Raw genomic sequence first — 26,552 nt, 5'->3', positions numbered from 1 at the left:
GTCATTCGGCAGCGAGGCCGGTCTGCGCGCGAACATGCTGGGCGCCAAAGGATGCACGAACCGAGGCAGCCGCGGCGCTCCGGTCAAATACCGACACCGCCCATGTCACGGCGAAGGCCAGCGGAACCGAGACCAGCGCTGGATTGTCGTAAGGGAACGGCGCTGCTCCGAGCTTGAACGTGGCAGTCCACACACCCGGGCTGAGGGCTACCAGTCCGACCGAAGCCAGCAGACCGACAACCGATCCACTCACCGCTCCTCGCGTGGTGAGATCGGGCCACGTGATCGAGAGAAGTATGACCGGGAAATTCGCGCTCGCCGCAATCGCGAAAACCAACCCGACCATGAATGCGATGTTCTGGTTCTCGAACAGGACACCCAGCCCCATCGACAGCAAGCTGATCGCAACAGCGGCGGCTTTCGAGACAAGCACCTCCTCCCGTTCGCCCGCACGCCCCTTGCGGATCACGCGAGCATAGAGATCGTGGCTCGCCGCCGAAGCGCCTGCGAGCGTCAGCCCGGACACCACCGCGAGGATGGTCGCGAACGCCACCGCGGAAATGAACCCGAGCAGCAGCGAGCCGCCGACAGCATCCGCCAGGTGCAGGGCAACCATGTTCACGCCTCCAAGCAGCCCGCCCGACGCATCCCTAAACTGGGGATTCGCCGAGACGATCGCTACGGCGCCAAAGCCGAGGACGAACAGCAGGCTGTAGAAGACCGAGATGAAACCTGTCGCGACCAGCACGGACGTGCGCGCCTCGCGCGCATCGCTCACGGTGAAGAAACGCATCAGGATGTGCGGCAGCCCGGCGGTGCCGAAGATCAGAGCCAATCCGAGAGAAATCGCCGACACCGGATCCTTGACGAGACCACCGGGCGCCATGATCGCGTCAGCCTTCGGGTGCAGAGCAACGGCTTCCCGGAAGAGCGCCTCGAGACTGAAGCCGAAATGGCCGAGAATCAGAATCGACATCAGCACCGAACCCGACATCAAGAGCACGGCCTTGATGATCTGCACCCAGGTGGTCGCGAGCATGCCTCCGACGGTCACATAGACCATCATCAATCCACCGACGATGCCGACGGCGTAGATGTAGGGAAGCCCGAACAGGAGCTGGATGAGCTTTCCCGCCCCGACCAGTTGCGCGATCAGATAGAACACCACGATGACGAGGGTGTTGACGCCGGCAACCGCCCTCACCGGCACTTCCGACAGCCGATACGCCGCGACGTCGGCGAAGGTATAGCGGCCGAGGTTGCGGAGCGGCTCCGCGATCAGGAACAGGATCATCGGGAAGCCGACGAGAAAGCCGATCGCATAGATCATGCCGTCATAACCCGACGTGTAGACAAGCGCCGTGACGCCGAGGAACGTCGCGGCCGAGGTGTAGTCGCCCGCGATCGCAAGCCCATTCTGGACGCCCTTGAGGCCGGCGCCGGCGGCATAGAAGTCCTTTGCCGTGTTCGTGCCGCGTCGCGCCGCCCACCATGTGATGGCGAGGCTGACGGCGACAAAAGCGAGGAACATGGCGATCGCCGTCACATTCAGCGACTGCCGCGTCCCGACCGCGCCTGTCAGCGCATCGGCTGCAGCGGGATAGGAAGCCAAGGCGAATGCGGTTGCCAGGAAAGCGACGCAGGCCGAACGCGAGATCATCGAAAATCCTCCAGCAGCAGCTGATTGAGCCGATCGAAACGGGAATTGGCTCGGCGGACATAGAGCGCCGTGAGCAGGAATCCGAGCGCGATCAGACCAACGCCGATCAGCACGCCCCACGTGATCACGGTGCCGCCCCAGAGTGGATGCCCGAGCAAGCGGGGCCAGAATGCGATGGTCAGGATGTAGGCAAAGTATGCGGTCGCCATGACGATCGACATGCCGACACCAAGACGCGCGCGCTCGCTCGCAAGCTGTCTGAACGCTGGATTATCTTGAATGGCTTGCAGGTCCATCGGTTGGTCGTCCTCCCTTCTTGAGCTTTTGCATCCGTTCATGCGGCGATCCCCGTCGTGACGGCGGTCTCCGCCATCACCGCTTCGGGGCTGCGGTGCAGCTCCGCCATCGCGCGTTGTTCGGCGGTGGCGATCTGCGCCTGCATGTAGGCGCCGAGATCGCGCGCACGTCGAACGACCGCCGCTCCGAAGCGCAGCCGGGTGGATTCGAATTTGGCGAGCGCGGCGGCGAGATCCTCCGGATGGGCCCGTAGCGCATCGGCAAGCGCGGCCGCGTCGCCGGCAGCCTTCGTCACCCCCATGCCGACATGCGGTCTGGCCACAAAGGCGGCATCGCCCAGGATCACGGTTCGAGATCCAAGCGCCATGCGCGGCGTCTCGAGATCGAGGATGGCTTGAATGAAGGGCTGCTGCGTGAGGCGGACCACCTCCGCGAACTGCGGAGCGAGAAGTCGCTCTGCGTCCCGGCGCATGGAAGCGATCACGTCCGGACGAATCCGCGTCGGCGGAATGGATAGTTCGTGCCTGACACCGTCGACATCGGTCAGGAGATCGCCCAACCCATGGTCGGCGTCGGCCGGGCGGTACCAAACGAAATTGAAGCGCCGTTCTCCGACATTCATCTCCTCGTTGGCGCCGGCGACGGGGTAACCGAGCATCTGCTCCCCTGGAGGAAGACTGAAGGCAAACCAGTCGCACAATTCCGCGCGCGTCCGGCGCGACAGATCCCGTTCGTCGACGAGGCCCCGCCAAGCGACATATCCAGCGTATCTGGGCCGGACATCCGCCGCGAGCCGGGCGCGAACGGACGAAAACAGGCCGTCTGCGCCGATCAGAAGATCGCCTGAAGCTTCAGAGCCGTCGGAGAAGCGCGCCACCACCCGGTCGGCGGCCTCCGTAACTTCCACAAGGTTGCTGCCGTGGTGGTAGTTTTCGGCCGGGAGAGCGGCCCTCAGAAGCCCATAAAGATGTCCCCACGACGTCAGCACCTGACTCAACTCGCGCTCGCCTTCAATGCGGCCGGAGCGATCGAGCACGCGTCGCCCCGGAACGGCGACTCCGACAGCGGCCGCGTCGGTGTCGATGCCCGCCCTAGCCAACACCTCGAACAGCTCGCCGTGCGTGACGATCCCGGCGCCTCGGCCAGCCAGTTCGGCGCCGATGCGTTCGTATATGTCAACGTCCCAGCCTTGCCGGCGCAGCAGCAACGCCGCGAATAGCCCGGCCATGGATCCGCCGATCACGAGTGCTCTCGGCTGTGCTTCCTGCGTCCGGCGACCTTTGGTCATCAAGCAGCCTCCCTTCGGCGCGGTTGGACCGGTCAACGTCATCGTTATTTATCATTTGATCAATTATGTGCCCGGCATTGATCCACGTCAATACTTATTTATCATTTGATAAACAAAAAGTGACAGGGGCTCCGGGATCGGCTCCGGCAGCAAATCAGTGTATGAAGCTACAGATTTGCCCCTCAAACCCACGAATCCGGTGTGAAGAAGCCCAACAGAGCGCGTTCTAGGACGCCTATCCGAGAGCAGCAAAGGCTGGACCCGTCCGAGCGGGAAGGCATCATCGCGCGAGAGGCGGTCTCATTCTTCGCCGAGTATGGATTCGAGGGGCAAACCCGCGAGCTCGCGAGACGGCTGCGGATCACCCAGCCCCTGCTCTATCGCTACTTCCCGAGCAAGGAAGCCCTCATCGAGCGGGTCTATCAGGAGGTGTTCGTCGAACGATGGAAGCCTTCATGGGAGGCAATCATCACCGATCGCTCGGTCCCGCTCAAAACCAGGCTGATCCAGTTCTATCGCGAGTACGCTGGGGTCATTCTCACTTATGAGTGGATCCGCCTGTTTATGTTTGCGGGCCTCAAGGACCTCGGATTGAACGCACGCTATCTCAAGATGCTGCGCGAACGCGCATTCGAGAGGCTGATTGAGGAAATCAGGTTCGAGTACGGGCGCCCGTCGACCCGCGACCTTCCGATCACCGTTCTCGAAATCGAGATGGTTTGGGGCCTCCACGCAGCAATCTTCTATCTCGGGGTGCGCAAGTTCATCTATTCGATGCCGCTCGAAACGGACGTCAACTCGATCATCGACGCGAAGGTGACAACATTTCTCGGCGGCATTCGCTCTGTCCTGCCGGCAAAGGAAACCGTGTAGGCGTGCGTCTCCGCTCCGAAGGACAAGGCCTCCATTGATCAGGAGATGCCTGTCACCTCGCGATCGCTTTCCTGATGCGTGCCGGCGTCAAAGGAAGCTGGTGTAACCGAACGCCCGTTGCGTCCCTGATTGCGTTGGCAAGCGCGGCTCCGGTCGGTCCTTGCGCAGCCTCGGCGACGCCATAGAAGGCGTCGCCCGGCCGATCCACCAGATGGACCTCGACTGACTCGGGAACGCTATCGAAGCGCATGATCGGATAGGCCGACCAATCCACCGACGTCACGCGGGTTCGGTCGAACGTCACCCGCTCGAACAGCGTCCAACTCGCGGCTTGCAGGATGCCGCCTTCGATCTGGTTGCGGACCCCATCCGGGTTCACAATCTGCCCGGTGTCCACCGCCGCCACGACGCGACGGATGCCAACCACGCCGCTCAATCGGGGGATTTCGATCTCGACCGCCACGGCGCACCAGGCTTCGAGATTCTTGTAGCGTCCGAAACCGAACCCGAAACCGGTGCTTTCCGAAGACTTGACGCGCGCGGTCCATCCGAAACGCGACGCCGCCGCCTCGATGACGTCGCGCGCGCGTGGATCTTCGATGTGTCGAAGCCGGAACGCCACGGGATCCTGGCCCGAACGGACTGCCAGTTCATCAAGGACGCTCTCGATCGAGAGGACGTTGAGATAGCCGCCCAGCGAGCGCATGGACGAGCCGCGCAAGGGCATGTCGGGCAGGAAGTGGCTGATCACCTTGCAGTTTGCGATCGCGTAGAGCGGAACCGCATTCCGATCGCCGCCACCTTCGGGCTGTGCAAGGGCGACGGGCGGCGCCGGGGGAGCGGCGTCCGACTTCAGTCTGGCGGCGATCAGCGTCCCCGGCGGTCCGGGCCGCATCATGTGCGACTGGCTCCAGACTTCATGGTGCCAATCGGAAATGGCTCCGTCGGCTCCGACAGTCGCCTTCAGCTTGACCACCATGCCGGGCCCGAATGGGTCCCAAGCGTGTTCCTGCTCGCGCATCAGTTGGACCCTGACCGGCCGCCCGGGCACTGCGAGGGCGAGCATCGCCGCATCGGCTGCGGCATCATCGGCGCCATTGTGGCCGTAACACCCGGCGCCTTCCGCGTGGACGCAGCGGACGTTCTCGGCAGGCATCCGCAGCATGCCCGCGATCGCGTCGCGCAGGAAGAACACGCCTTGAGTATGAGTCCACACCGTGAGCTTTTGATCCGCGAATTGCGCAAGCGCGCATGCCGGTCCGATCGATCCGTGCGTCAGATAGGGTCTGCTGAAGGTGCCCTCGACCAAAATTCCCGGGTTACCCGGACTTCCAGTGTCATGAATGGTCGTGTCGCGTGAAGGTAGATTCATCAGCGCGGCCGGCAAATCCACCTCATCCGGCAGCTCCTGCCGTTCGATCCAGGTCGTGGTGGCCGCGAGCGTTCGCATTGCCTGCACCGCGGTCCACTCGCGTTCCGCAATGACGCCGAGGAAATTGCCGTCGCGTATGACCTTGACGACTCCCCGCATCTTCTCAACTGGAGAAGTATCGCAGTCCCGCAACGTGGCGCCGTAACTCGGCGGCCGGACGACTCGAGCGTGCAGCATCCCGTCAGGGCGCATATCCTGGACGTAAGCCACCCCACCCGTCACCTTGGCGGGAATATCCACCCGCGGCACTGGCTGGCTCATCACGGTAAAGTCTGCAGGCGAGGTCAGGCGCGAGGTCGGGGTGGCGTCGACCGACAGCAGTTGATCGCGAACCAACTCGCCGTAGGAGATGCGCTTGCCGTCAACGCCGAACACCTGGCCGTTGCGGACCTGAAGTGCGTTGGCGGGCACACCGAACCTGCGAGCCGCCTCGTCCTTGAGTAGCTCTCGCGCTTGCGCTGCGGCATGCCTGATCGCGGTACCGGAGTCCTGGATCGAGTGACTGGCAGCTGTGTAGCCTTCGTTGGGCGTCCGCGCCGTGTCAGCCGTAACCAGCGATAGCCGGCCGAGCGGCAATTTCAGCTCCTCCGCGGCGACCTGAAGAAGCGCCGTCTTGAGACCCTGACCAAGCTCGGCCTTTCCGGTGAGGATCGAAGCGGCGCCCGACGCATCGATGCGAATCCAGGCGTCGATCCGCGGCGTGTCGTCGAGGCTTCCCGGCAAACCATGCTTCGACGGACCGCTGCCGGTACCAGTTTCGGTCTGTGCATGCGTTCCGGACAGCCGGAGGGCGACGATGAGCGCGCCGGCGCCGGCGAGTGCGCTGCGCCGAGAGATAGTTTGAGTCATCGGCCTGTCCCCGCTTCTTCTGCCTTCGGCCTCATCTCGTCCGCCGCGCGCCGGATCGCACGCAAGATCCGCATATGCGTGCCGCAGCGGCAGAGATGAGGCTGCAATTCCGCTCTGATTGCTTCATCGGTGGCGTGGGGATCGCGATTTAGCAACGCCTGAGCACGCATCATCATGCCGGGAATGCAATAGCCGCATTGTGCGGCCTGCTCGGCGATGAACGCCAGCTGCATCGGGCCAGGCGCATCATGGCTTCCGAGTCCTTCCAGCGTGGTGACTGCACGCCCCTCCAGCACCGTTACCGGCGTTACGCAGGAGAAGACCGCCTTGCCATCGACGATGACGGTGCAAGCTCCGCATTGGCCTAGCCCGCAACCGTATTTCGCGGCGTTCAGGCCAAGCTCGTCCCTGAGAACGTAGAGCAGCGGCGTGTCAGGGCTCGCTTCGACGGATCGGCTCTCACCGTTGATGATCAACGTCGTCATGATGCTTCACTAAGCCTCTCGAGTTCTTGAGGGACGCGCGCTCACCGGCCGCCTCTTGCTTCAACAACCGCTTTGGCCAGCCCGCCCCACGGGATCCTCCCCGCGAACCTGCTACGCAGATAGTTGGCGAGATCCGAAATCTGACGGTCGCCGAGGACGTCGCCAAAACCCGGCATGATCGGACGCGCGGAAGCGCCAGCCGCCGGTATGCCCTTCATCACCAGGTTGATCAGGTTGGCGGGTGTGTCGTCCGTGAGCGCAGTGGAGAGATCGAGTCTCGCGCCGCCCAGCGGTAGAGGTCTGTCGCCCTCGTGGCACGACGCGCAGACGGTGGCGTAGATCGCGCCGCCTCCGTCGGATGGAATAGAAGGCGTCGCCGCCTGCGTCCCGGCGGCCTGCGGCAGATGTCCCGGCCCCGAAGGAGCTCGCTCCGATTTGTTCTGCCCCTCACCTTTGCCGAGCGAGGCGAGATAGTAGGCCATCGCGCTCACGTCCGCAGGATCGACCTGGGCCAGATTGTCGACCACGTTCGCCATGGGCCCCTGCGCAGTCCCATGCAGAGGATGCGAGCCGTGCGCGAGGTAATCCGTGAGGGCGGCTTCGTCCCATGCGACGGGCGATTGCGAGTATCGGCCGAGCGCATAGGCTCGCCAGCCTTCGGCCTCGCCACCTTCAAATTCGGCTGACGCCTTTTCTGCGCCGAGCAGATTTCGCGGAGAATGGCAGGCACCGCAGTGGCCCAGTCCATCGACTAGATACTTTCCCCTGTTCCACCTTTCATCCCTCGACGGGTCGGCGACGAAACGCGCCTGGCGCAAGAAGAGGAGCTTCCAGCCAGCCAATGTCAGACGCACGTTGAGCGGAAACGGAAGCGCGTTGGATGGTGCGGACGAATTGACTGGATCGATCGACATGAAGAAGGCGTAGAGCGCCCTCGCGTCATCGTCCGACACGCGCGTGAAATGATCGTACGGGAAAGCCGGGTACAGATGGCGGCCTTCCCGATCAACCCCGGACCGCAGGGCACGAATGAACGCCTGCATCGACCATCGCCCGATGCCTGTTTCCGGATCGGGGGTGATGTTGGTGGAGTAGATCGTCCCGAAGGGCGTCGGCATCGCGAGCCCTCCCGCATAGGGGACTCCGCCGGGTGCCGTATGACATGTGGCGCAGTCCCCAATGAGCGCAAGGCTGGCTCCGCGACGTACCAGCGCCCGATCCGGCGCGCCGAACGACCGCGGATCAATGGGAGGAATTGGCGATTCCCACGCATAGAGAAGCGCCGCGGTGCCGCCGAGCGCACCGATCGCAATCAGCACAAGAAGAACAAACCTGAGCCTCATCGCCCTTTCCTCCCGGATGCGATCGCCATATCAGGAGGATCGAAGCAGCTTCTTTTCAATTTCGCGCGCGGCTTGCACGATCTCCCGATCACAGCGCGGCGAGCCAATCCAAAGCATGCGCACGACGTCCAATACACCCGCTTGCTCGAGGCGTAGGTAAGCAACGGATTCGCGCGCGAAGAGCCGGCGCACGGGCCGCGTTCGCGCACCGATAAACACAGGCCGCAATCAGTTCGTGACGACGCCTTGTTATTTATCAATTGATAATTAACTTCGGACCTGCTTGAAGTCAAGAGCCGGCGACGTGGACACTGAACGGCGCACCGGCGAACGAGGATTGCAGCGATGCAGACGTCAACGATTACGACGGCCCAAAAGGCGCCCGAGCTCACACGGGCGCGTACATTCGCGATGGCGGTTTGCGCAGGGATCGCGGTCGCAAACATCTACTACAACCAGCCTTTGCTCGGCCTGATCGAGGCAAACTTCCCGAACTCTTCGATAATCGGTCTGATCCCGACGGCCACACAATTCGGCTACGCCGTCGGCTTGCTCTTGCTGGTGCCGTTGGGTGACCTTGTCGAGCGCCGGCGCCTCATTGCTGCGCAATTCATCGTTCTCGCGGCGGCTCTCGCACTCGCCGCGGCCGCTCCCTCCGCGGCCACGTTGATCGCGGCCTCGCTCGCGCTGGGCGTGGCGGCCACGGTGGCCCAGCAGATCGTCCCATTCGCTGCGACGCTTGCCGACGATCGGACCAGAGGAGCTGCCGTCGGAACGGTCGTCAGTGGAATATTGGGCGGCATTCTCCTCAGTCGCACCATCGCCGGCTTCGTCGGATCGCATTTCGGATGGCGTGAGATGTTTTGGCTGGGCGCGCCCTTGGCACTCGGTGCCGCCGCGCTGGTCCGTTCGATCCTGCCGCGGCACCATGCGACGCAAAAGATCGGATACGTTGCCGCGCTGCGTTCGCTCGTGCACCTCCTCGTCGAGGAGCCTGCGCTGCGCCTCGCCGCGGCGACGCAAGCGATGCTGTTCGCCTCGTTCATCGCTTTCTGGACCGTGCTATCTCTGCACCTTCAGGAACCCGCATTCGGACTCGGACCGGAAATCGCCGGCCTGTTCGGTGTCATCGGAGCGTCGGGCATTCTTGCTGCGCCCCTCGCAGGTCGCGTCGCCGATAGGCGGGGTTCTCACCTCGTGGTCGCGATCGCCGCTGCCATATCGCTTTTCTCATGGGTGGTTTTCGCCGGCTGGAACGCCGTCGCGGGACTGGTCGTCGGAGTAGTGTTGCTGGATGTCGGTGTCAATGCCGCGCTGGTTTCAAATCAGCATTTGATCTTCGCGCTCCGCCCGGAGGCGCGCAGCCGGCTGAATACCGTGTTCATGACCGCGATGTTCCTCGGCGGCTCGCTCGGATCCCTCGGCGCGAGTTGGGCCTATGCGCATCTGTCCTGGCTCGGTGTCTGCGGCTACGGGGCTGTGCTTGCGGCCGCGGGCCTGCTGCTGCAGCTACCGACGCTCGCATCCCGGACCGGCAACGCGTCGCTTCACTGAAGCATCGGCGACCCGGAGATTATCAGGCATGCGCATCGCGGTCGTCGGGGGTTCTCTCGCAGGACTATTCACCTCAACGCTGCTTCGACAGCATGGACACGATGTCATGGTCTACGAACGCTCGGTCCATGGGCTTGAGGGACGCGGCGCGGGCCTCCTGGGCAAGCGGGAGACCTTCGCAATCCTGCGGGCCTCCGGATGCGAACACGTGGCACGGGTCGGCGTCGTCGCACGAGAACGCATCGTATTCGACGGCGCGGAATCTGCGGTCGTCACGCAGATGCCACCTCAGATGCAGCTATCGTGGGATTCCATCCATCGTGTCTTCCGGGAGCACATGAAGGAAGGGGCATATCTACTGGACAGGAAGGTCGAGCACCTACGCGAGGAGGCCGACCGGGTCAACATTCGCTTCGCTGACGGAAGCGAGGCGATCGCGGAACTGGTCGTCGGCGCTGATGGGATAGCGTCCGTCGCGCGTCGCGTAGTCGACCGCCCTTCCGCCACGAATTCGTATGCCGGCTACGTCGGATGGCGCGGTCTACTTCCGGAAGCTGCTCTGCCGAGCCATGCGGCAGAGCAGCTCCTCGACCGCTTCGCATATTTTCGAATGCCCCAGTCCCACATCATCGGCTTTCTGGTGCCCGGTCCCAACGGAGAAACCGAGACCGGACGCAGGAGATACAATTGGGTCTGGTATCGGCCTGCGGCCGGACCCAGCGCACGCGATGAGGTCCTCACGGACCGCGAGGGCCGGATTCATCCATACTCACTGCCGCCGGCCGCCCTGTCCGATCGCGCACGCGAACGACTGGTCGACGATGCGAGACGGCTGCTCCCGCGCTCCTTCGCTGCCGCGATCGAAGCGACCGCCCAACCCTTCGTGCAGGGCATCTTCGACTATGAATCCGAACGGATGGTATCACGACGGATCGCCCTGGTGGGAGACGCGGCGTTTGTGGTGCGACCGCACACCGGGATGGGAATCGCGAAGGCTGCAGCGGACGCCATGGCGCTGCAAAAGCATCTGTCATTGGCTCCGCTCGAGAGCGCGCTACGCAACTTTGTCGAGGAACGCGCTCAAGCAGGCAGGGCTATCGCCGCGTCCGGTCGCGAACTTGGCATCCATCTGATGTGAGCACCGGCGTGGTCTTCGAGGGTACGGATTGGGAGAAGAAGATGAGTTGGCATTCCGAGCACGGCTTCACAGTAGCGATCAGCGGCGGGTCGGTCGCCGGGCTTTGCAATGCGATCGTCCTTCGAAAGCTTGGTGCGACAGTCAGCGTGCACGAACGTACCCCCGGCCCGATGATGGCCCGAGGGGCCGGGATCGTGGTTCAGAACGAATTGATACGGCTGCTCGAAGACAACGGCGCGGGGCCCCTTCCCTTCACATCCTGCCGCGGACGACGGTATCTCGACCACGACGGCGGGGACGGCATCCTTCAAGACATGCCGCAGGAGTTCACGTCCTGGGAAGCCATCCACGCAGCGTTGCGGGCGGCCGTTCCGGACGAATGCTATCGCGCAGGCTCCGAGGTGAAGGCGGTAACCCAGATCGGCTCCAGGGTCTCGGCGACCCTGAGCGACGGCACCGTGATCGAAAGCGATCTATTCATAGCAGCTGATGGTTCGGGGTCTGCGATGCGGCGAAGGCTGCTTCCCGATGTCGAGGCGCGATACGCCGGCTATGTGGCCTGGAGGGGTACGCTCGATGAGCGCGACGTGCCGCACGATCTTCTGCCCTTTTTCGACGATCTCTTCACTTTCTCCGAGGCCCGCAGCGGCGGGCATATGCTGGCGTATTTCATTCCTGGACGCGACGGCGCTGTTTCACCAGGTTCGCGCCGTCTGAATTGGGTCTGGTATGTACACGTCGCTCCGGACGACCTGACCCACGTGCTTACTGACAAGAACGGCGTCCAACATCGATCCTCGCTTCCGCGGGGTACGACGCCAGATGGAACCATTGCTGCGCTGAGCGCGTATGCCTCACGCGAGCTCCATCCCAAGATGGCCGCACTGGTCTCGGAAACCCGGGACCCCTTCCTCCAGACCATACGCGACGTGACGGTCCCGGAGACGCTGTTCGGTCGCATCCTGCTGACCGGCGACGCCGCGTTCGTCGTGCGGCCCCACACCGCGGGAGGAACGGCCAAGGCTGCTTATGAGGCTTCCGTCCTCGCACGGGCTCTGAAGTCGGCACGCGCGAACGTCGATATTGCGCTCCAGTCCACCGAGCGGCTGCAGCTCGAGTACGGGAACGCTCTCTATCAATACGGCCTCGCGCTGGGGAATCGCTGGTCGCGCGAAAGAAGCACCGACTAGCTCGTTGGATCTCGACGCAAGAATCGAATCTCGAAGGAGTAAGAAACATGACCGATCTTTTCCATCCGACGAACCTGGGCGCGCTCGATCTGGCGAACAGAATCGTTATGGCCCCGATGACGCGGTCGCGCGCCAACGAGGCCGGCGTCATCAATCCGACCGCATCTGAATACTACGCAACGCGTGCGGGCGCCGGTCTCATTGTGAGCGAAGGCATCAACGTAGGACCGCGGTCCCGGGCATTTGACCGAACGCCAGGTCTCTGGACGGACGAACAGACCGAGGGATGGAAAGCGGTTGTCGATCGGGTCCACGAAAAGGGCGGACGCATCGTCGCGCAGCTCTGGCACGCCGGGCGCGCAAGCGCGCGCGGTCTATTGTCCGAAGAGCAACCGCTGTCGCCCTCGGGGGTCAACGACGATCTGGACGCATTGCAGGTGTGGGCGCTCCTCGCCAACGGAGCATATGTGCGGATCGCGGCGACATCGTCACGCGCGATGACGCTTGGTGAGATCCAGGATGTCGTAGACGAGTTCAGAGTTGCGGCCGCCAACGCTGTTCGTGCGGGTTTCGACGGCGTGGAGATCCACGGCGCCAACGGCTATTTGATCCATCAGTTTCTTTCTCCGACCATCAATCTTCGCACCGACGGCTATGGCGGCAACTCCGAAGGCCGCTCCAGGCTGCTACAAGAAATCGTCGCGGCAATCTCCGAGGTCATGCCGCCTTCGCGGATAGGACTGCGGCTTTCGCCTTTCGCGGATTACAACAGCACGCGCGACCCGAAACCTGAAGACACTTATGGGCCACTGGCGCGTTGGCTGCAGACCGCCTGCCTTGCCTATCTGCACCTTGCCGACACTAACGCCTGGACAGGAGCGCCTGACTACGAGCGGATGCATTCCATGATCCGCGGCCATTATAGCGGGCCGCTCATTGTCAATGCGGGTATTACTCCGGAGCGCGCCGCAGGAATCATCAGCTCCGGCGAGGCGGACGCCGTCGCTTTTGGGCGCCTCTTCCTGGCCAATCCCGATCTCCCGGCACGGATTCGAGCCGGCGGCCCGTACAACGCGCCGCAACGGATCGGCATCTATGGTGGCTCAGATACAGGATATCTCGACTATCCAAGCCTCGAAACGACCGTCGGCCGAGGCTAGGGCGGACAGAGCCGCGCGCGACGTTTGGAGGTGTCATCCGGCAATCCATACACGGCCATCCGGGCGGAGACGCCCCGTAACTGGTGCTCGCCGAGATGCTCCACATCGTGCGGGAGGTGCCTGGCCACGGCTTCGGTCATGAGAAGATCCCGGCCGATCGTCTTGGTCAGTGCTTCGACGCGGCAGGCCTCGTTGACGGCTGCACCGATGACCGTGAAGTCCAGACGGTCCGGAGCGCCGATGTTGCCGAAGAACACCTCCCCTTCATGAAGGACGATGCCCGCCCGGAGCAAGGGTTGGCCTTTGGCGGCGGATGCGACGCGGATTTTCCGACTGTAGGCCTCGAGCCTGGCGATCGCCTCTCTTGCCGCCGACGCGGCCGCGCGTGCAGCTTCGGCGACACCCTCCGTCACTGGAAACACGGCGAGCATACCGTCGCCGATGAACTTGAGGGTTTCGCCGCCGTGGGCGGAAACGGCGCTGGCCATCGCCTCGAAATATGCATTGAGCAACACGAGCATATCCGCCGGCGCTAAGGCGTCCGACATCTTCGTGAAGTTTCTGAGGTCCGAGACCCAAATCACCGCGCGAATCGAGTCTCCAGCACCTCGTTTGATCGCACCTTCGAGCACCTTGGCAGCAGCGCCCGATCCGAGATAGGCACCCAACGCATTCTCGGAGATTCTCAGTTCGCTGTGCCTCTGCACATGCAGAGCAAACAACTTGAAAAGATCCATCAGACAGTCGAACTCGGCCTCGCGAAAGCCACCTGGCGACTTCGTCGCGATGGTAATGACATTTCTCGAATCCAGGCCGCACAGCGGAATCGCCGCGTAGTCAGTCATGCCGGCGGCCGCCAGTTCGGCCATGATAGGAAATTCGGCCTGCGCGGAAAGATCGTTCGGCTCGCGCCTGATTGTCTCCCCTGTTTCGACAATACGTTGTAGCGGATTGAGCTTGTACGCATCGGAAGCTACCGTTGCGTCGGCCACGCGGACCTCGTCGCAGAAGCCGTCATCGCTATTCCACACCCATGCGAACCCGACCAACTGGGGGTGGAGCGTTCCGATATGCAGGGTCAGGCGGTCGACCAAAGAGCCGGCAGCCTTCATTCGCGTGATCAGCTTGACTAGAAGGTGAAGCATTTCACGCTCAGTGGCAGCTTCCTCCAGAAGCCAGTTCTGGATGTCGGCGAACGTGTCGGTCTCGCCGACGGCGCGTAAAATGGGGCCGGCCCTGCGCACGAACGAAACCGATGGGGGGTAGGATCGAGGCGACGGATCGACGAGCCTGGAAGCCATTGCAACTCCCTCACGCATCGGCTTCGTGGCCAAAGCGTTCGACGAGGAAATCGATGAAGAGCCTGACCTTCACCGACAAATGTCGCGTCGGCGGATAGATCGCATACAGTGTAAGCGGCGGCGACCGGAAGTCTTTCAGTATCTCCTTCAACTCTCCGTTCTTGACTGCCTCTCCGGCGATAAACTTGGGTATCAACGCCACTCCTCTGCCTTTGACGGCGACATCACGCAACACTTCCGCGTTGTTCACGCACAGCGACCAGGCGGGCTGGATCCAGTGCTCCCCGTCCGCGCCTGTCAGTTTCCACTGGTTGCCTGTAAGCAGGAAGCCGTAGGTCAGCGAGGCGTGATCGCGCAGGTCCCGCGGGTGCGATGGGGTACCATGCTTATCGAGATACTCGGGCGACGCGCAGATCGCCCTCGGCATGGGCGTGATCTTTCGTGCAATCAGGCTCGATGATTCGAGCTCCGCGATTCGTAGGGTCACGTCGAAACCGTCCTGGACGGGATCGACGAGATCGTCGCTCAGCACAAGCTGGAGCTGCATTTCCGGATACTTGACCATGAAGTCGGCGAGCGCCGGTCCAAGCCTGATCGTGCCGAAGGACATCGGCGCATTGATTCGCAGAAGACCGCGGGGAGCTGACTGCAAGTGCGTGACGGCCTGGTCGGCCGCATCAATCTCCGAAAGAATGACTAGCGCGCGCTCGAAATAGAGTTGGCCATTCTCATTCGGGCTGGCGTGCCGCGTCGTGCGATTGAGGAGTTGGACGCCGAGGCTCTCCTCCAGGTCGCCGATGTATTTGCTGACGGCGGACCTAGACAGGCGCAACTGGCGGGCCGCTTCGGAGAAACTGCCGGTTTCGACCACCTTCACGAAAGCCTGCAGACTGGTGACTTTATCCATCCCTCGATCCATATTGTCGCTATTTCGTAGACAGTCATGTCATATGATCATGGATTGTCCTTAAATCAAAGCCATCCGATATCTCGTCTCAAGAGCCAAGCGGCTCGTACGGACCCGGAGGGCAAAAAGTGTCAGGCATCCATCACGTCACCGCCATCGCAGGCGACCCCCAAAAGAACTTCGGCTTCTACACGCGCGATCTCGGACTGCGCTTCGTCAAGAAGACCGTCAATTTCGATGATCCGGCCACCTACCATTTCTATTATGGCGACGAGGCCGGCCGGCCGGGCTCGATCCTCACCTTCTTCCCGTGGGACGGAGCCCCCGCAGGTCGTCGCGGCGTTGGCGAAACCCATCAGACCACGTTCCGCGTGCCACAGCGTTCGCTGGGCTTTTGGACCCAGCGCTTCCTCGAGAAGGGCATCAAGTTCGAGGCGCTCGAAAAGCGTTTCGGCGAGTCCGTGCTCGCCTTCTCCGACCCGGACGGAATGGCGCTCGCGCTCGTCGGCGTCGCCGGCGCCGAGGATGAACCGGCCTGGAGCAACGGCGACGTACCGGCGGAACACGCGATCCGCGGTTTCCAGGGCGTCACGCTGCTGCTCGACGACGCGACCAAGACTGCAAAGGTCCTGACCGACGTGTTCGGCTTCCGCGAGACCGCGCGGGAGGGATCGGTCACGCGCTTCACGGTACCCGGCGATGCGCAGGGGAACATCGTCGACATCTATGAGGCGAAGGGCTTTCTGCGCGGCAGCCAGGGCCGCGGCTCCGTGCACCACATCGCGTTCCGGGCGAAGGATGATGCCGAGCAGGCAATCATGGCGCAGAACCTCGTCAGCAATCATGGGCTGCATCCCACCGAGCAGAAGGACCGCAACTACTTCCGCTCGATCTACTTCCGGGAGCCGGGCGGCGTCCTCTTCGAGATCGCGACTGACATTCCGGGATTCGCGGTCGACGAGCCGCTGGAAACGCTTGGCCGCGACCTGAAGCTGCCGAGCTTCCTCGAGCCGCACCGCAAGGAGATCGAGGGCGTGCTGCCCAAGCTTCAAGGAGCCGCGTCATGACCGCGAAGTCTCCGTTCATTTATCGCTTCGAAGCCGGCAACAGGGCGGATGCTCCGCCCTTGCTGCTCCTTCACGGCACCGGCGGTGACGAAAACGATCTGCTGCAGCTCGGCGCCATGATCTCGCCGGGATCCCCGCTGCTGGCGCCACGCGGGCGAGTGCTCGAAAGCGGAATGCCGCGCTTCTTCCGTCGTTTGGCGGAAGGGGTTTTCGACGAGGAGGACGTTCGCCATCGTGCACTTGAACTCGGCGAGTTCGTCCAGGGCGCGCGTAGCCGATACGGCATCGACGCGCCGCTGGCCGTCGGCTACTCGAACGGCGCCAATATCGCCGCCGCTCTCATGCTGATGGATCCGCACGTGCTGTCGGGAGCGATCCTGTTTCGCGCCATGGTGCCGCTGACGGATCCCCCGGACGCGCAGCTCGACGGAAAGCCGGTCCTGGTGCTGTCCGGACAGCAAGACCCCATCGTGCCGGCCGACAATGCCGCCGCACTGGCCGCCATGCTGTCGGCGGCGGGAGCCAAGGTCGACCATCGCATACTGCCGGTCGGCCATCAGCTCTCGCAGGCGGACATTGCGCTCGGCCGCACGTGGATTGCCGAGACGAGGAACCAGGCGACGGTGTCCTGACAATCTGACCTCGGTCGGTGTGCCGTTGGGAAAGGCGGTCCGCCGACCGGTGGGTCTGTCGATCAACCCAGAGGGGGACGTCATCGTCTCGTCAATCCGTCACTTCGGTTCAGCCGACGCCAGGAACACGGCCGGTAACGCGATCAGCGGAGGAATGACGAAACACAACGTCCCGAGCTTCGCGTAGAGGACTGCGCCGGCGGCGCACCCGAGCGCGAACGCCGTCACGCTCGCGGCCATCTTGCTGAGACGCGGCTTGGCAACCGTCAAGACCGTAGCCGGAGCGCCTCGCAGCACATCAGCGACGTCGATCATGATCTGGGTGGTGGTGCCCGTCATGAGCGTGGTTGGAGGCTCCGTCCCCATGTGAATGCGATGTGCGGCGTTCTGAATTGCCATGGCTGCAACCAGAATCATGCCGGTGCAGATCGCCTGCCAGTTATCGCCCTCTACGAATGGTCCAAAGTGGACGGCACACGCGGCCCCTGCCGCCAGAAGCAGCACCTTGAGGGCGAGCATCGAGCGGAAAATCGGTAATCCGATCGCGGGCAGAAGGAAGCTGAATACGCGCGTGCCGATCACGACCAGGCAGAATACCGGGAGCGCCAGCAGCTTCGCCAGCGCGCCGGAGGTTCCGAGTACCATGGACGCTCCGAACGTCACGAAGTTGCCGGTGACATGCGCGGTAAACAATCCCTGGAGCGCCAAAAATCCAGCGGTATCGACGAAACCCGCGTTCAGGCTCATCAGAAGCGGCAGCAGGAGGATTTGCCGGGGCATCTTACCACCCGTATTGGAGCTGCACGCCCAGATAGTTGCTCGTGTGTCCACCAGCGCGAATGATGGTGTCCCCGACGTCGAAATGCACCGCTTCGATGGCGCCCGTCAAATGGTCGTTGAACGCGTAGTCGACGCGCAACTGGCCGTAGGCGCCGGTCCAATTGCTGCCCTTTCCGGCGGTACCGGCCACCGGCACATTGGGCTGGACGTAGATGGCGTCGGCCGTGGTTTCGCGCCACTGCAGCCCAATGGCTCCCATCACCTTCAGCCCTTTCGCCGGATTGACGGTAATCGAAGGCTTGAGATGCATCAGGTTCACGTATCCCGTGTAACCGGCCAGCGTGAAATAGTAGCCGTTTGGAAACAGCGGATTGAACGTCCCCACGACCCCGTCCCCGGGGTGATGGTCTCCGGAGGCCGCATCGAACTGGATCCCGAGCCGAGGTTGCCACAGCACGTCTGCAAGCGTGTATCCCGCACGTGCACCTACCGCCCAGGCACGAATATCGGCCGTGCCCACCTGACCCACCTGCCCCATGGCTTCGAGGTCCCAATCAATATGCTGGGCGTTGCCCGCGAAGCGGACATCGAAGACGTGCCGGTGCTCGGCGCCGAAAGCGTCGAGATATTTGGCGTTGCTCCGTTCGTACAGCGAGTAGTAGCCGGACAGCTCCTTGTCGCCGAGCACCTTGCGCTCGATCCGCAGCGTGCTGAAGCGGAAGCTGTCGTTCGAGGTGTCGTCGAAGGGACGATTATCGAAATATTGGACCGGACGGCTGACGAAGCCGATGAAACGCCACGGCCCGGTCTCCCAGTCAGCCCAGAGCGCATCGAACGACTGCCTGACGTTCGGGCCATCTCGCGATGACACGAAGCGCTGCAGGTCGAAGGCGAAATCCTGCCGCCCTGCTCGCGCCTTCAAGGTCCCACCCGAAAAGGTGTTGACGTACTCGATGAAGGCGAGGCGCAGGTCGAGCCGATCCTGGTCCACCGGAGAGATGGTTTGCTTGCCGAAAGCGCGGTCGTCCTCCAGTTCAACGAACGCCCGCCAGTTTGCATTGAAATGAATGTCCGCGTGAACCTGCAGCCGCTGCAGAAGGTAGCTATCCGACGGCGTTCCCGCGACACCAAAGCCCGCCGCGTTGTTGCTCTCGAAGCGCTCGCGCAACGTGGCGCCCAGGGAGATGTAGCTCTTCGGGTCGGTGGCCCAGAGCGGGATATATTTGAGGCCGTCGAACGGTTCGGTGCGCAGTCTCGGATCGGCGAGAACCGACCAATCCTCCGCCCAGCGGTTCGCCTGGATCTCCGGCCGCATCGCGACTGCCGTGGCTTCATCAGCCCGCACCGGAGCGGCGCCTGCGGCAAAGGCCACAAGCGCCAAGATTATCCCAAAGCTCCGCTGATCTCGCATTGCCGCCATCGGCCGACGTCACCCCCGCTTTTTCTCAGCGCGCTGCGCTCTTCGGCCCGAGCGAGTGGAGCTCGGCGATGTACCCGCCCGGGAACATGACGAACGCCGTGGAGCGGCCTTCCGAGGCATAGGGCTCGACGAGCACCGCAGCCCCGGCGCCCTTCGCCTTCTCGATCGTCGCAGCAAGGTCGGCCACTTCATAGCCTGTCGTCTCCCGTCCGTACGGATAGGGCAAGTGCCCGTCCGTGACCATAACGATCATCTTGCCGAAGGCGGACTCGATCCGCATTCGTCTGTAGGTCGTGTCCGGCCTGCCGATCTCTACGCCCGGCGCCTTCGCATCGTCGGCAACGATCTTGCCGCGGGAGAATGCGAGAAAGCTTCGGGAGAATGCACCGACGCGATCGGGCGAGACGTAGACCCTGTTCTCCGGAATGCGTTCGAAGGCGGCATAGTCCGGCTTCGTCGTGTGCCAATAGATTTGCAGGTTGACGCCGCCGGGCCATTGGATCACAGCATCGAGCCCGATCGGGTCCGGGAAAGTCGACACAATCACGTCGGCACCAGCGGCTCGTGCGGCCTTGACCGCTTGGTCCATGTCGGTGACGAGATAGCCGTTGCGCTCCGTACCGAAAGGATACGGGATCGGCGTCTTGAAGCCGAACAGCGAGACGGTGCCGACTGGTGTCTGAAGCAGTTGCGACGTGGTGCTGCTCGGCGTCGGCGTCACCGTCGCCACCACCTGCTTAGTGCTCTTGCCGCCGAAAGTCGCGAGGAAGCTCGTCACGAACTTGTCCACGTCCTCCGGCGCCACGTAGACATGGGTCGTGTCGTATTGGGGAGCCACGGCGACCCCGGCCTCCCTTGACTTTGTTGCGTCCTTTGCGACGACCGGCGTAGTCGCCGTGACAGCCGCCGCGAGCGCAAGCAGAACGAATATCCTGGTCGACTTCATCGAGAGACTCCTTAGGTAGCTTGAGTTCGCGCAGCGGGCTTGGGGCGGAACGGAGCCCCGTCGGAAGCAATCGATGCGACGACGAGGCCCGCAATCAACCCGAGATGTTCGAAGAAAGCATTCGTGGCCATGAATCTCTCATGGCCACCCATCGTCCAGAATGCGTTGGCGGCGAGCATCGCGACGAAGGTCAGAATGCCGAGCCCGCCGGCTCCTAGCCACACGAAACGATTGACAACGACGAGCAGAGAACCACCGAGTTCGATCGCGATGGCGGCAGCCGCCCACAACCAGCCCGGGTGGAGGCCGAAATGCTCCTGCTCGGCCACGGCGCCCGCGAAGTCGAGCAGTTTGGCAGAGCCGCCGAGGATATAGGCGGACACCAGCGCCATCCTGGCCGCGTGCCACAGCAGCGGCCAGCGCAGGATCGCCGAGACCCAGGTGGGTGATGCTACGGACGACATGTCAGACCGCCCAGCACGCGCAGCCGAGGGCGCCCCAGAAGCTCCGCAAGTCGGAAACCGGCAGACGGCTTGACCAGGCCGCCGCATGGTCGTGCCCATGCACCCCGCACGAATTGGCGCAGCCACACGCCTGCATCGCTCGCATGGCCAAGGTATTTTCCTTCGCCTTGGCGCCTTCGTCGGCCCAGGCCGCGTAGCCACCAAAGCGACGCACCGGCGACCAATCCGGCATGGCCGGCGGCGGTGCGCCGGTCTCCAGCTTCGCGAAGTCGCCAGCGCCAAACACGATCTTCCCGCCGACCATGGTCAGCAACGACGTCGTGTCGGCAATTTCGGCCTCGCTGCAGGAAAAGTAGTCGCGGTCGGGCACGATGAGGTCGGCAAGCTGACCGACCTGGATGCGGCCCTTGTTGCCCTCCTCGTTCGAGAACCAGGTCACATTCTCGGTCCACATCCGCAACGCCGTCTCGCGATCCAGGCAATTGCGCTGCGGCGTGATCCGCAGCCCGCCGACGGTGCGGCCGGTTACCAACCAGGACAACGATACCCAGGGATTATAGGACGCCACGCGTGTCGCGTCGGTGCCGGCCGACACCTTGACGCCCTTGTCGAGCATCTTCTTGACCGGTGGCGTGGCCTCGGCGGCGCCCACACCATACCGCTCTACGAAATATTCGCCCTGGTAGGCCATCCGGTGCTGCACGGCGATGCCGCCGCCGAGCGCCGCGATCCGGTCGATCGACTGGTCGGATATCGTCTCGGCGTGATCGAAGAACCAGTGCAGTCCCTCCAGGGGCATGTCCTGGTTCACCTTCTCGAACACGTCGAGGGCTCGCGAGATTGTCTCGTCGTAGGTCGCGTGCAGCCGCCACGGCCACTTGTTCTGGACGAGGACCCGAACGACTTCCTCGAGCTCACCCTCCATCTCGGAAGGCATGTCGGGACGCGCGACGCGGAAATCCTCGAAATCAGCCGCCGAGAACACCAGCATTTCGCCGGCCCCGTTATGCCGGAAATAGTCGTCGCCCTGCTTGTACTTCGAGGTCTTCGTCCAGTTCAGGAAGTCGTCTTTCTCGCCCTTGGGCTTCTGAGTGAAGAGGTTGTAGGCTAGCCGGATGGTCAGGTGCCCTTCGTCGCTCAGCTTCTGGATAACCGCGTAGTCCTCAGGATAGTTCTGGAATCCACCGCCGGCATCGATCGTGCCGGTCACGCCGAGCCGGTTCAATTCCCGCATGAAGTGACGCGTCGAGTTGACCTGATACTCGAACGGCAGCTTCGGCCCCTTGGCAAGCGTCGCGTAGAGAATGTTAGCGTTCGGTTTGGCGAGCAGCAGCCCCGTCGGGTTACCTTTCGGGTCGCGCGTGATCTCGCCACCCGGCGGCTCCGGCGTATCCTTGGTGTAGCCCACGGCCCGCAGCGCGGCGCCGTTCAGGATAGCCCGATCGTAGAGGTGCAGCAGGAATACCGGCGTATCCGGAGCGACCGCATTGAGCTCCTCGATCGTCGGAAGCCGCTTCTCCGCAAACTGATGTTCGGTAAATCCGCCGACCACCCTCACCCATTGCGGTGGCGGCGTAATCGCTACCTGTCGCTTCAGCATGTCCATGGCGTCGGCAAGCGAACGCACGCCGTCCCATCGCAGTTCCATGTTGAAGTTCAAACCGCCACGGATGATGTGCAGATGGTTGTCGATCAGGCCCGGCAAGACCCGACGTCCCTTCAGGTCGACAATCTTGGTAGTCGGACCTGCGAGCTTCATCACGTCCTGATCGTGTCCGACGGCGACGAACCGTCCGTTGGCAATTGCAACGGCCGAAGCCGTCGGATTCGACCGATCGAGAGTCGTGAACAAGCCACGATGCAGGATGACGTCGGGTGCCGAGCTCATGAGTGTTTCTCCAGACCTTCGAGCGAAGAGGCGCTTTTCGACGGCGCGCTTTGGCGTCCGGGCAACATCCCGAACATGTGCGGCGCGCATTTCGCCTGTTGCCAAGCGGATGCGAGCCCGTGCCCGGACATCAGTTGCCGGGCGACAGGAACGATCTGCTCGCCGGCCAAGATGCCGAGAAGACCCACCAGGGCCACCAGCGGCGGGGCCGGCGAACGCACGTTCAACAGGCTGTAGATGACGCCGACCAGAAGGCCGGCGCCGAGTGACAGGAGGTAGATCTTCATCGCATCACTCCCGATAAGACCAATGACGGTCAGGCCGCCTTCGTGCCGCCCTCGGACGCATGCTCCCCGAGCGCCCATTTGGAGAAGCGGATTTGAATTCCGTACGGCGAATGTGCGCGCTGGATGTCCATCATTCCTTCGTAAGTCTCGCTGCGCGCCCAGTCCTGCTGGAGTTCGTAGGCGTACTGGGAAGACGTGATCGGAACGGCGCCCGCTTGGATTGCACGTTCCATGGCGCGATTGTGTGCCTCGAGCGAGAGATCGCCGCAGGCATCGGCGGCAATGTAGATTTCGTAACCTTCCCGGAGCATGTCCAACGTCGGGAAGATTACGCACGCTTCGGTCCAAAGACCCGCCAACACGAATTTATTGCGGCCGGTGGCGGCCACGGCCTTTCGGAAATTGGCATCGAGCCACGAATTCATGGACGTACGATCGATGACGTCGTGTTCCGGGAATAGCGATGTCACCTCCGGCATGAACGGCCCGGAGAAAGAGTCTCTGGCTACCGTCGTAAGGACGGTCGGAATCTTGAAGAGCTTGGCCGCCTTCGCGAGAATCTGGACGTTGTTGACGGTGACCAAACGATCGTGCGACTGAACGCCTTGAAACATCGCCGGCTGGTAGTCGATCAGTGCGATGGCGGAATTGTCCGGGGTGAGCATATCGAGTTTCGACATCTGATGGTCTCCTGGCAATCGGCGTGGGCCGACTGTGCGAATGGGGATGGTGCAAGCGGAGCCATCGTGAACCCTGAGTGCCGGCCAACGCTTGGACGATTTCGTCGCGGCTTGGACTTCGGCCCGATGACCCATCTCGTGCGACGAATTGCCGAGTGTCCCCCTTTGGTGCGCCGGTCTGCGATCGCCAGCATGTCCAAAGCGCGCGCAGATAGTGCAAGCCAGCACGCGCTCCAACCGCAAGTTTGTCCGCAAGAACCGGATGACCTGTAGGATGGCGTCCTGGTCCCGACAACCTCGTCACAGGAGCGAATGATGGCCTTGCTTAAATTGCGGGACGGCACCGAGCTTTATTACAAGGACTGGGGAAGCGGAAAGCCGATCCTGTTCAGCCATGGCTGGCCGCTCAGCGCGGACATGTGGGACGCGCAGATGCTGTTTTTCGCGGAGCACGGCTACCGAACCGTCGCATTTGACCGCAGAGGTTTTGGCCGGTCGAGCCAACCCTGGACTGGCTACGATTACGACACATTCGCTGATGACATCGCCGATCTCGTCAAGCATCTCGACCTGAAGGATGTGACGCTCGTCGGATTCTCCATGGGCGGCGGCGACATCGCGCGATACGTGGCGCGCCACGGAACGTCGCGGGTCGCCAAGTTCATTCTGCTCAGTGCCGTGACACCTCTCTTCGTCAAGACCGCGGATCACGACGGCGTCGACAAGTCGGTGTTCGACGGCATCAAGGCCGGACTGGTCAAGGATCGTCCACAATTCCTCGACGACTTCAGCCCCCTCTTCTACGGCACCAACCACGGCATGAAGGTATCGCAGGGTGTGTTCAAGCAGACCTTGCAGATTGCACTTCAGGCGTCGATCAAGGCGACCATCGATTGTGTCACCGCCTTTTCGGAAACCGACTTTCGGCCCGACATGGCCAAGATCGACGTGCCGACCTTGGTGATCCATGGAGAGGACGATCAGGTCGTACCGCTTTCCCATACGGGCAAGCTGGCTGCCGAGATGATCAAGGGCGCCAAGTTGAAGACGTATCCGGGCGCGCCGCACGCGACGGCGACGACGCATGCCGACCAGGTCAATGCCGACCTGCTCGCGTTCCTGAAGGGCTAGCCGGAGAATATCGATGGCCCCGAACCCACTTCATCTGCTCGAGCCGAAGGACTGCGCCCTGCTTCTGGTCGACCAACAGGCCGGCCTGGCATTCGGTGTGGGTTCGATCGACCGGCAGGTTCTCATGAACAACGTCGTCGCGCTCGCCAAGACCGCGACGGTGTTCGGCCTGCCGGTCGTCGCCTCGACCTCAGCGACGAAGGTTTACAGCGGTCCGCTGATGCCGGCGGTCAAGTCGGCGCTTCCGGGCGTCGAGCCGATCGACCGGCGCAGCATGAACGTGTGGGAGGACGACAAGGCGCGTGAGGCCGTCCTCGGCACCGGTCGAAGCCGCTTGATCGTTTCGGGCCTCCTCACCGAGGCCTGCGTGACGTTTGCGGTGATTTCGGCGCTCTCGGCCGGATTGGAAGTCTACGTCGTCGGCGACGCCTGTGGAGGGCTCACGACCGCAAGCCACGAATTGGCCCTCGGCCGGATGCAGGCCGCCGGTGCCCACCTCACATCCTGGATCCAGGTCCTGCTCGAGATGCAGCGCGACTGGACGAGGCATGAAACATACGATGGCGCACGCGCCATCGTCGAATCTCATGCTGGAGGATACGGAATCGGCTTGGCCTACGCCCGCGACATGATCCGTCCCGCCTAAGAGGGGTCGCGTTCCAGTCAGCCCTCGGAGCGGGCCCTTCGCCAGGCCCCAGGGCTGGCGCCGACGCTGCGGGAGAACACTCTGGTAAAGTAGCTCTGGTCGCCGAAACCGCAGATGAGCGCGATGTCGGCGAGCGGAAGCTTCGTGGTCAGCATCAGGCGCTTGGCCTCGTCGATGCGAAGCTGGGACAGGAATTCGTGCGGAGCGACGCCCGTGCTGCGCCGGAACGACCTCGCGAAGTGGCTCGGCGTCAACTTGCATTCCGCGGCGACGTCAGCAATCGCCAGATTGCTGGCAAGGCGCGTCCGCATGATCTCCTTGGCCCGTCGCTCTTGCCACGGTGCGAGCCCTCCGCCTGAGACCCCGTCGCTCGGCCGCATGCCGCCGTAGGTTTGTGCGAAGTGGGCCAGCAGACTCAGCCCGATCTGGTCGATAAAGAGCTGATTGGTTGTCGGATCCTGCTCCACTGCGCTGAGCAGAACGCTCGACAGCGTCGACAGGAAGGGGTCACGCTGATCCCTGCTCCATTTGAGCGTTGAAATCGGCCTGGCTCCATGCTCCCGAGCGAACTCGTCCAGAGCCCTCCGTGGAACATAATATTGAAGAGCGTCGAACGGTCCCTTGAACTCGCATTGCGGGTTGTCGCGAAGATCGATCACACTGACCGTCCCCGCGCCGAAAGTGCCCGAATAGCTCGGTCGTCCGGCGAGCCAGCAGGAGTGCCTCTCGAGATCGCCGAGCTGGTGCAGGATGCTGAAAGCCGGTTCGGAAGGAATCGCCGCGGTCCGTTCACGAACGAAGCGGGAGCAGGTCAGGCGGGTCACTGCGAGCGCCAACTGTCCTTCGCGATTGATCCGCAACAGACAATCGCCCTCCATTCCGAGGTGCTGACTGAGGCGACGCCCATAGAAGCCGTCAGACGCGATACCAGACTCTTCCATCATTGGCGTCCAATCGATCCGTCGTTCGATATGCTGCCGATCACGGGCCCTCGAAGAATGCCGCGTCTATCGAACGGGCGTAGATAGTCCAGTTCCTCGCCGTCGTTCAAGTTGCCGATCCGCAAAGCTACCGGCAAGCCGCACACGTGAGAAGTCAGCAAAAAGAAACGTTAAGGCAGGATACGTGACGGAA

At 62.8% G+C, this 26,552-nt stretch carries 25 protein-coding genes; 9 read left to right on the top strand and 16 right to left on the bottom strand.

What is annotated here, in order from left to right; all coding sequences use genetic code 11:
* Position 1: 1 nt before the first annotated feature.
* The 3 genes from actP to QDT69_RS23325 are packed head-to-tail and all read right to left on the bottom strand — an operon-like array spanning position 2 to position 3,245.
* Positions 2–1,660 carry a cation/acetate symporter ActP gene (actP, locus tag QDT69_RS23335; RefSeq protein WP_279708832.1) on the bottom strand — a complete coding sequence of 553 codons (1,659 nt, stop codon included), beginning with the start codon at positions 1,658–1,660 and terminating at the stop codon, positions 2–4.
* Complete coding sequence (locus QDT69_RS23330; RefSeq protein ID WP_279708831.1) at positions 1,657–1,956, bottom strand: DUF485 domain-containing protein; 300 nt, start codon at positions 1,954–1,956, stop codon at positions 1,657–1,659. Before QDT69_RS23330 ends, actP begins: the two co-directional genes overlap by 4 nt.
* A 38-nt stretch (positions 1,957–1,994) precedes the next feature.
* Positions 1,995–3,245 (bottom strand): FAD binding domain-containing protein, encoded by a 1,251-nt coding sequence (locus QDT69_RS23325; RefSeq protein WP_279708830.1) that lies wholly within the window; start codon positions 3,243–3,245, stop codon positions 1,995–1,997.
* Between the two features lie 201 nt (positions 3,246–3,446).
* On the opposite strand from QDT69_RS23325, the gene QDT69_RS23320 reads away from it, so the two are divergent.
* On the top strand, positions 3,447–4,118 hold the full coding sequence (locus QDT69_RS23320; protein ID WP_279708829.1) for a TetR/AcrR family transcriptional regulator: 672 nt from the start codon (positions 3,447–3,449) through the stop codon (positions 4,116–4,118).
* A gap of 52 nt (positions 4,119–4,170) precedes the next feature.
* On the opposite strand, the gene QDT69_RS23315 is transcribed toward QDT69_RS23320, so the two are convergent.
* Genes QDT69_RS23315 through QDT69_RS23305 form a run of 3 tightly spaced genes read right to left on the bottom strand, consistent with a single transcriptional unit; the run spans position 4,171 to position 8,227 of the window.
* Positions 4,171–6,399, bottom strand: coding sequence for a molybdopterin cofactor-binding domain-containing protein (locus QDT69_RS23315; RefSeq protein ID WP_279708828.1), 2,229 nt, complete (start codon positions 6,397–6,399; stop codon positions 4,171–4,173).
* Positions 6,396–6,884 (bottom strand): 2Fe-2S iron-sulfur cluster-binding protein, encoded by a 489-nt coding sequence (locus QDT69_RS23310; RefSeq protein ID WP_279708827.1) that lies wholly within the window; start codon positions 6,882–6,884, stop codon positions 6,396–6,398. The genes QDT69_RS23315 and QDT69_RS23310 overlap by 4 nt, the downstream gene beginning before the upstream one ends.
* Positions 6,885–6,925: 41 nt before the next feature.
* Positions 6,926–8,227, bottom strand: a complete 1,302-nt coding sequence (locus tag QDT69_RS23305; RefSeq protein ID WP_279708826.1) for a cytochrome c — start codon at positions 8,225–8,227, stop codon at positions 6,926–6,928.
* Positions 8,228–8,572: 345 nt separating this feature from the next.
* Here QDT69_RS23305 and QDT69_RS23300 point away from each other — a divergent pair, with 345 nt between their 5' ends.
* From QDT69_RS23300 to QDT69_RS23285, 4 genes are read left to right on the top strand one after another with little or no spacing between them, the layout of a single operon-like run.
* Complete coding sequence (locus QDT69_RS23300; RefSeq protein ID WP_279708825.1) at positions 8,573–9,781, top strand: MFS transporter; 1,209 nt, start codon at positions 8,573–8,575, stop codon at positions 9,779–9,781.
* Positions 9,782–9,809: 28 nt separating this feature from the next.
* Positions 9,810–10,919 carry an FAD-dependent monooxygenase gene (locus QDT69_RS23295; protein ID WP_279708824.1) on the top strand — a complete coding sequence of 370 codons (1,110 nt, stop codon included), beginning with the start codon at positions 9,810–9,812 and terminating at the stop codon, positions 10,917–10,919.
* Positions 10,920–10,960: 41 nt separating this feature from the next.
* Positions 10,961–12,109: an FAD-dependent monooxygenase gene (locus QDT69_RS23290; RefSeq protein ID WP_279708823.1), complete on the top strand. Its 1,149-nt coding sequence runs from the start codon at positions 10,961–10,963 to the stop codon at positions 12,107–12,109.
* Positions 12,110–12,156: 47 nt separating this feature from the next.
* Positions 12,157–13,269: an alkene reductase gene (locus tag QDT69_RS23285; RefSeq protein WP_279708822.1), complete on the top strand. Its 1,113-nt coding sequence runs from the start codon at positions 12,157–12,159 to the stop codon at positions 13,267–13,269.
* Here QDT69_RS23285 and QDT69_RS23280 read toward each other — a convergent pair.
* Entirely contained in the window at positions 13,266–14,570 is a 1,305-nt protein-coding gene (locus QDT69_RS23280) for an adenylate/guanylate cyclase domain-containing protein (RefSeq protein ID WP_279708821.1), read from the bottom strand. The genes QDT69_RS23285 and QDT69_RS23280 overlap by 4 nt on opposite strands.
* Positions 14,571–14,580: 10 nt before the next feature.
* Positions 14,581–15,477, bottom strand: a complete 897-nt coding sequence (locus QDT69_RS23275) for a LysR family transcriptional regulator (RefSeq protein WP_279708819.1) — start codon at positions 15,475–15,477, stop codon at positions 14,581–14,583.
* A 128-nt stretch (positions 15,478–15,605) separates the two neighbouring features.
* Here QDT69_RS23275 and QDT69_RS23270 point away from each other — a divergent pair, with 128 nt between their 5' ends.
* Both QDT69_RS23270 and QDT69_RS23265 read left to right on the top strand, forming a co-directional pair.
* Positions 15,606–16,544, top strand: a complete 939-nt coding sequence (locus tag QDT69_RS23270; RefSeq protein ID WP_279708817.1) for a ring-cleaving dioxygenase — start codon at positions 15,606–15,608, stop codon at positions 16,542–16,544.
* Positions 16,541–17,176 (top strand): alpha/beta hydrolase, encoded by a 636-nt coding sequence (locus tag QDT69_RS23265; RefSeq protein WP_279708815.1) that lies wholly within the window; start codon positions 16,541–16,543, stop codon positions 17,174–17,176. The genes QDT69_RS23270 and QDT69_RS23265 overlap by 4 nt, the downstream gene beginning before the upstream one ends.
* Positions 17,177–17,275: 99 nt before the next feature.
* Here the strand turns inward: QDT69_RS23265 and QDT69_RS23260 are convergent, their stop codons facing one another.
* From QDT69_RS23260 to QDT69_RS23230, 7 genes are read right to left on the bottom strand one after another with little or no spacing between them, the layout of a single operon-like run.
* Positions 17,276–17,956 carry a DUF1275 family protein gene (locus QDT69_RS23260; RefSeq protein ID WP_279708813.1) on the bottom strand — a complete coding sequence of 227 codons (681 nt, stop codon included), beginning with the start codon at positions 17,954–17,956 and terminating at the stop codon, positions 17,276–17,278.
* A gap of 1 nt (position 17,957) precedes the next feature.
* Positions 17,958–19,376 carry an alginate export family protein gene (locus QDT69_RS23255; protein ID WP_279708812.1) on the bottom strand — a complete coding sequence of 473 codons (1,419 nt, stop codon included), beginning with the start codon at positions 19,374–19,376 and terminating at the stop codon, positions 17,958–17,960.
* 25 nt (positions 19,377–19,401) lie between these two features.
* On the bottom strand, positions 19,402–20,322 hold the full coding sequence (locus QDT69_RS23250; protein WP_279708811.1) for a glyoxalase: 921 nt from the start codon (positions 20,320–20,322) through the stop codon (positions 19,402–19,404).
* Positions 20,323–20,333: 11 nt separating this feature from the next.
* Positions 20,334–20,786, bottom strand: a complete 453-nt coding sequence (locus QDT69_RS23245; RefSeq protein WP_279708810.1) for a DoxX family protein — start codon at positions 20,784–20,786, stop codon at positions 20,334–20,336.
* 1 nt (position 20,787) lies between these two features.
* A complete protein-coding gene (locus QDT69_RS23240) occupies positions 20,788–22,674 on the bottom strand; it encodes an amidohydrolase (protein ID WP_279708981.1) in 1,887 nt (628 codons plus the stop codon).
* On the bottom strand, positions 22,671–22,961 hold the full coding sequence (locus tag QDT69_RS23235; protein WP_279708809.1) for a XapX domain-containing protein: 291 nt from the start codon (positions 22,959–22,961) through the stop codon (positions 22,671–22,673). The genes QDT69_RS23240 and QDT69_RS23235 overlap by 4 nt, the downstream gene beginning before the upstream one ends.
* Before the next feature lie 29 nt (positions 22,962–22,990).
* Complete coding sequence (locus tag QDT69_RS23230; RefSeq protein WP_279708808.1) at positions 22,991–23,641, bottom strand: hydrolase; 651 nt, start codon at positions 23,639–23,641, stop codon at positions 22,991–22,993.
* A gap of 315 nt (positions 23,642–23,956) precedes the next feature.
* Between QDT69_RS23230 and QDT69_RS23225 the strand changes: the two genes are divergently transcribed.
* On the top strand, positions 23,957–24,772 hold the full coding sequence (locus QDT69_RS23225) for an alpha/beta hydrolase (protein ID WP_279708807.1): 816 nt from the start codon (positions 23,957–23,959) through the stop codon (positions 24,770–24,772).
* A 13-nt stretch (positions 24,773–24,785) separates the two neighbouring features.
* Entirely contained in the window at positions 24,786–25,418 is a 633-nt protein-coding gene (locus QDT69_RS23220; protein WP_279708806.1) for a hydrolase, read from the top strand.
* A gap of 17 nt (positions 25,419–25,435) precedes the next feature.
* Here QDT69_RS23220 and QDT69_RS23215 read toward each other — a convergent pair whose 3' ends face one another.
* Positions 25,436–26,359 (bottom strand): AraC family transcriptional regulator, encoded by a 924-nt coding sequence (locus tag QDT69_RS23215; RefSeq protein ID WP_279708805.1) that lies wholly within the window; start codon positions 26,357–26,359, stop codon positions 25,436–25,438.
* Positions 26,360–26,552: the final 193 nt, after the last annotated feature.

Origin of the sequence: Bradyrhizobium sp. CER78, from assembly GCF_029846235.1 — a bacterium.
In the GTDB taxonomy this organism is placed as follows: domain Bacteria; phylum Pseudomonadota; class Alphaproteobacteria; order Rhizobiales; family Xanthobacteraceae; genus Bradyrhizobium.
The sequence above is the reverse complement of the archived record's forward strand: the minus strand, read 5'-3'. Positions and strand labels throughout refer to the sequence as shown.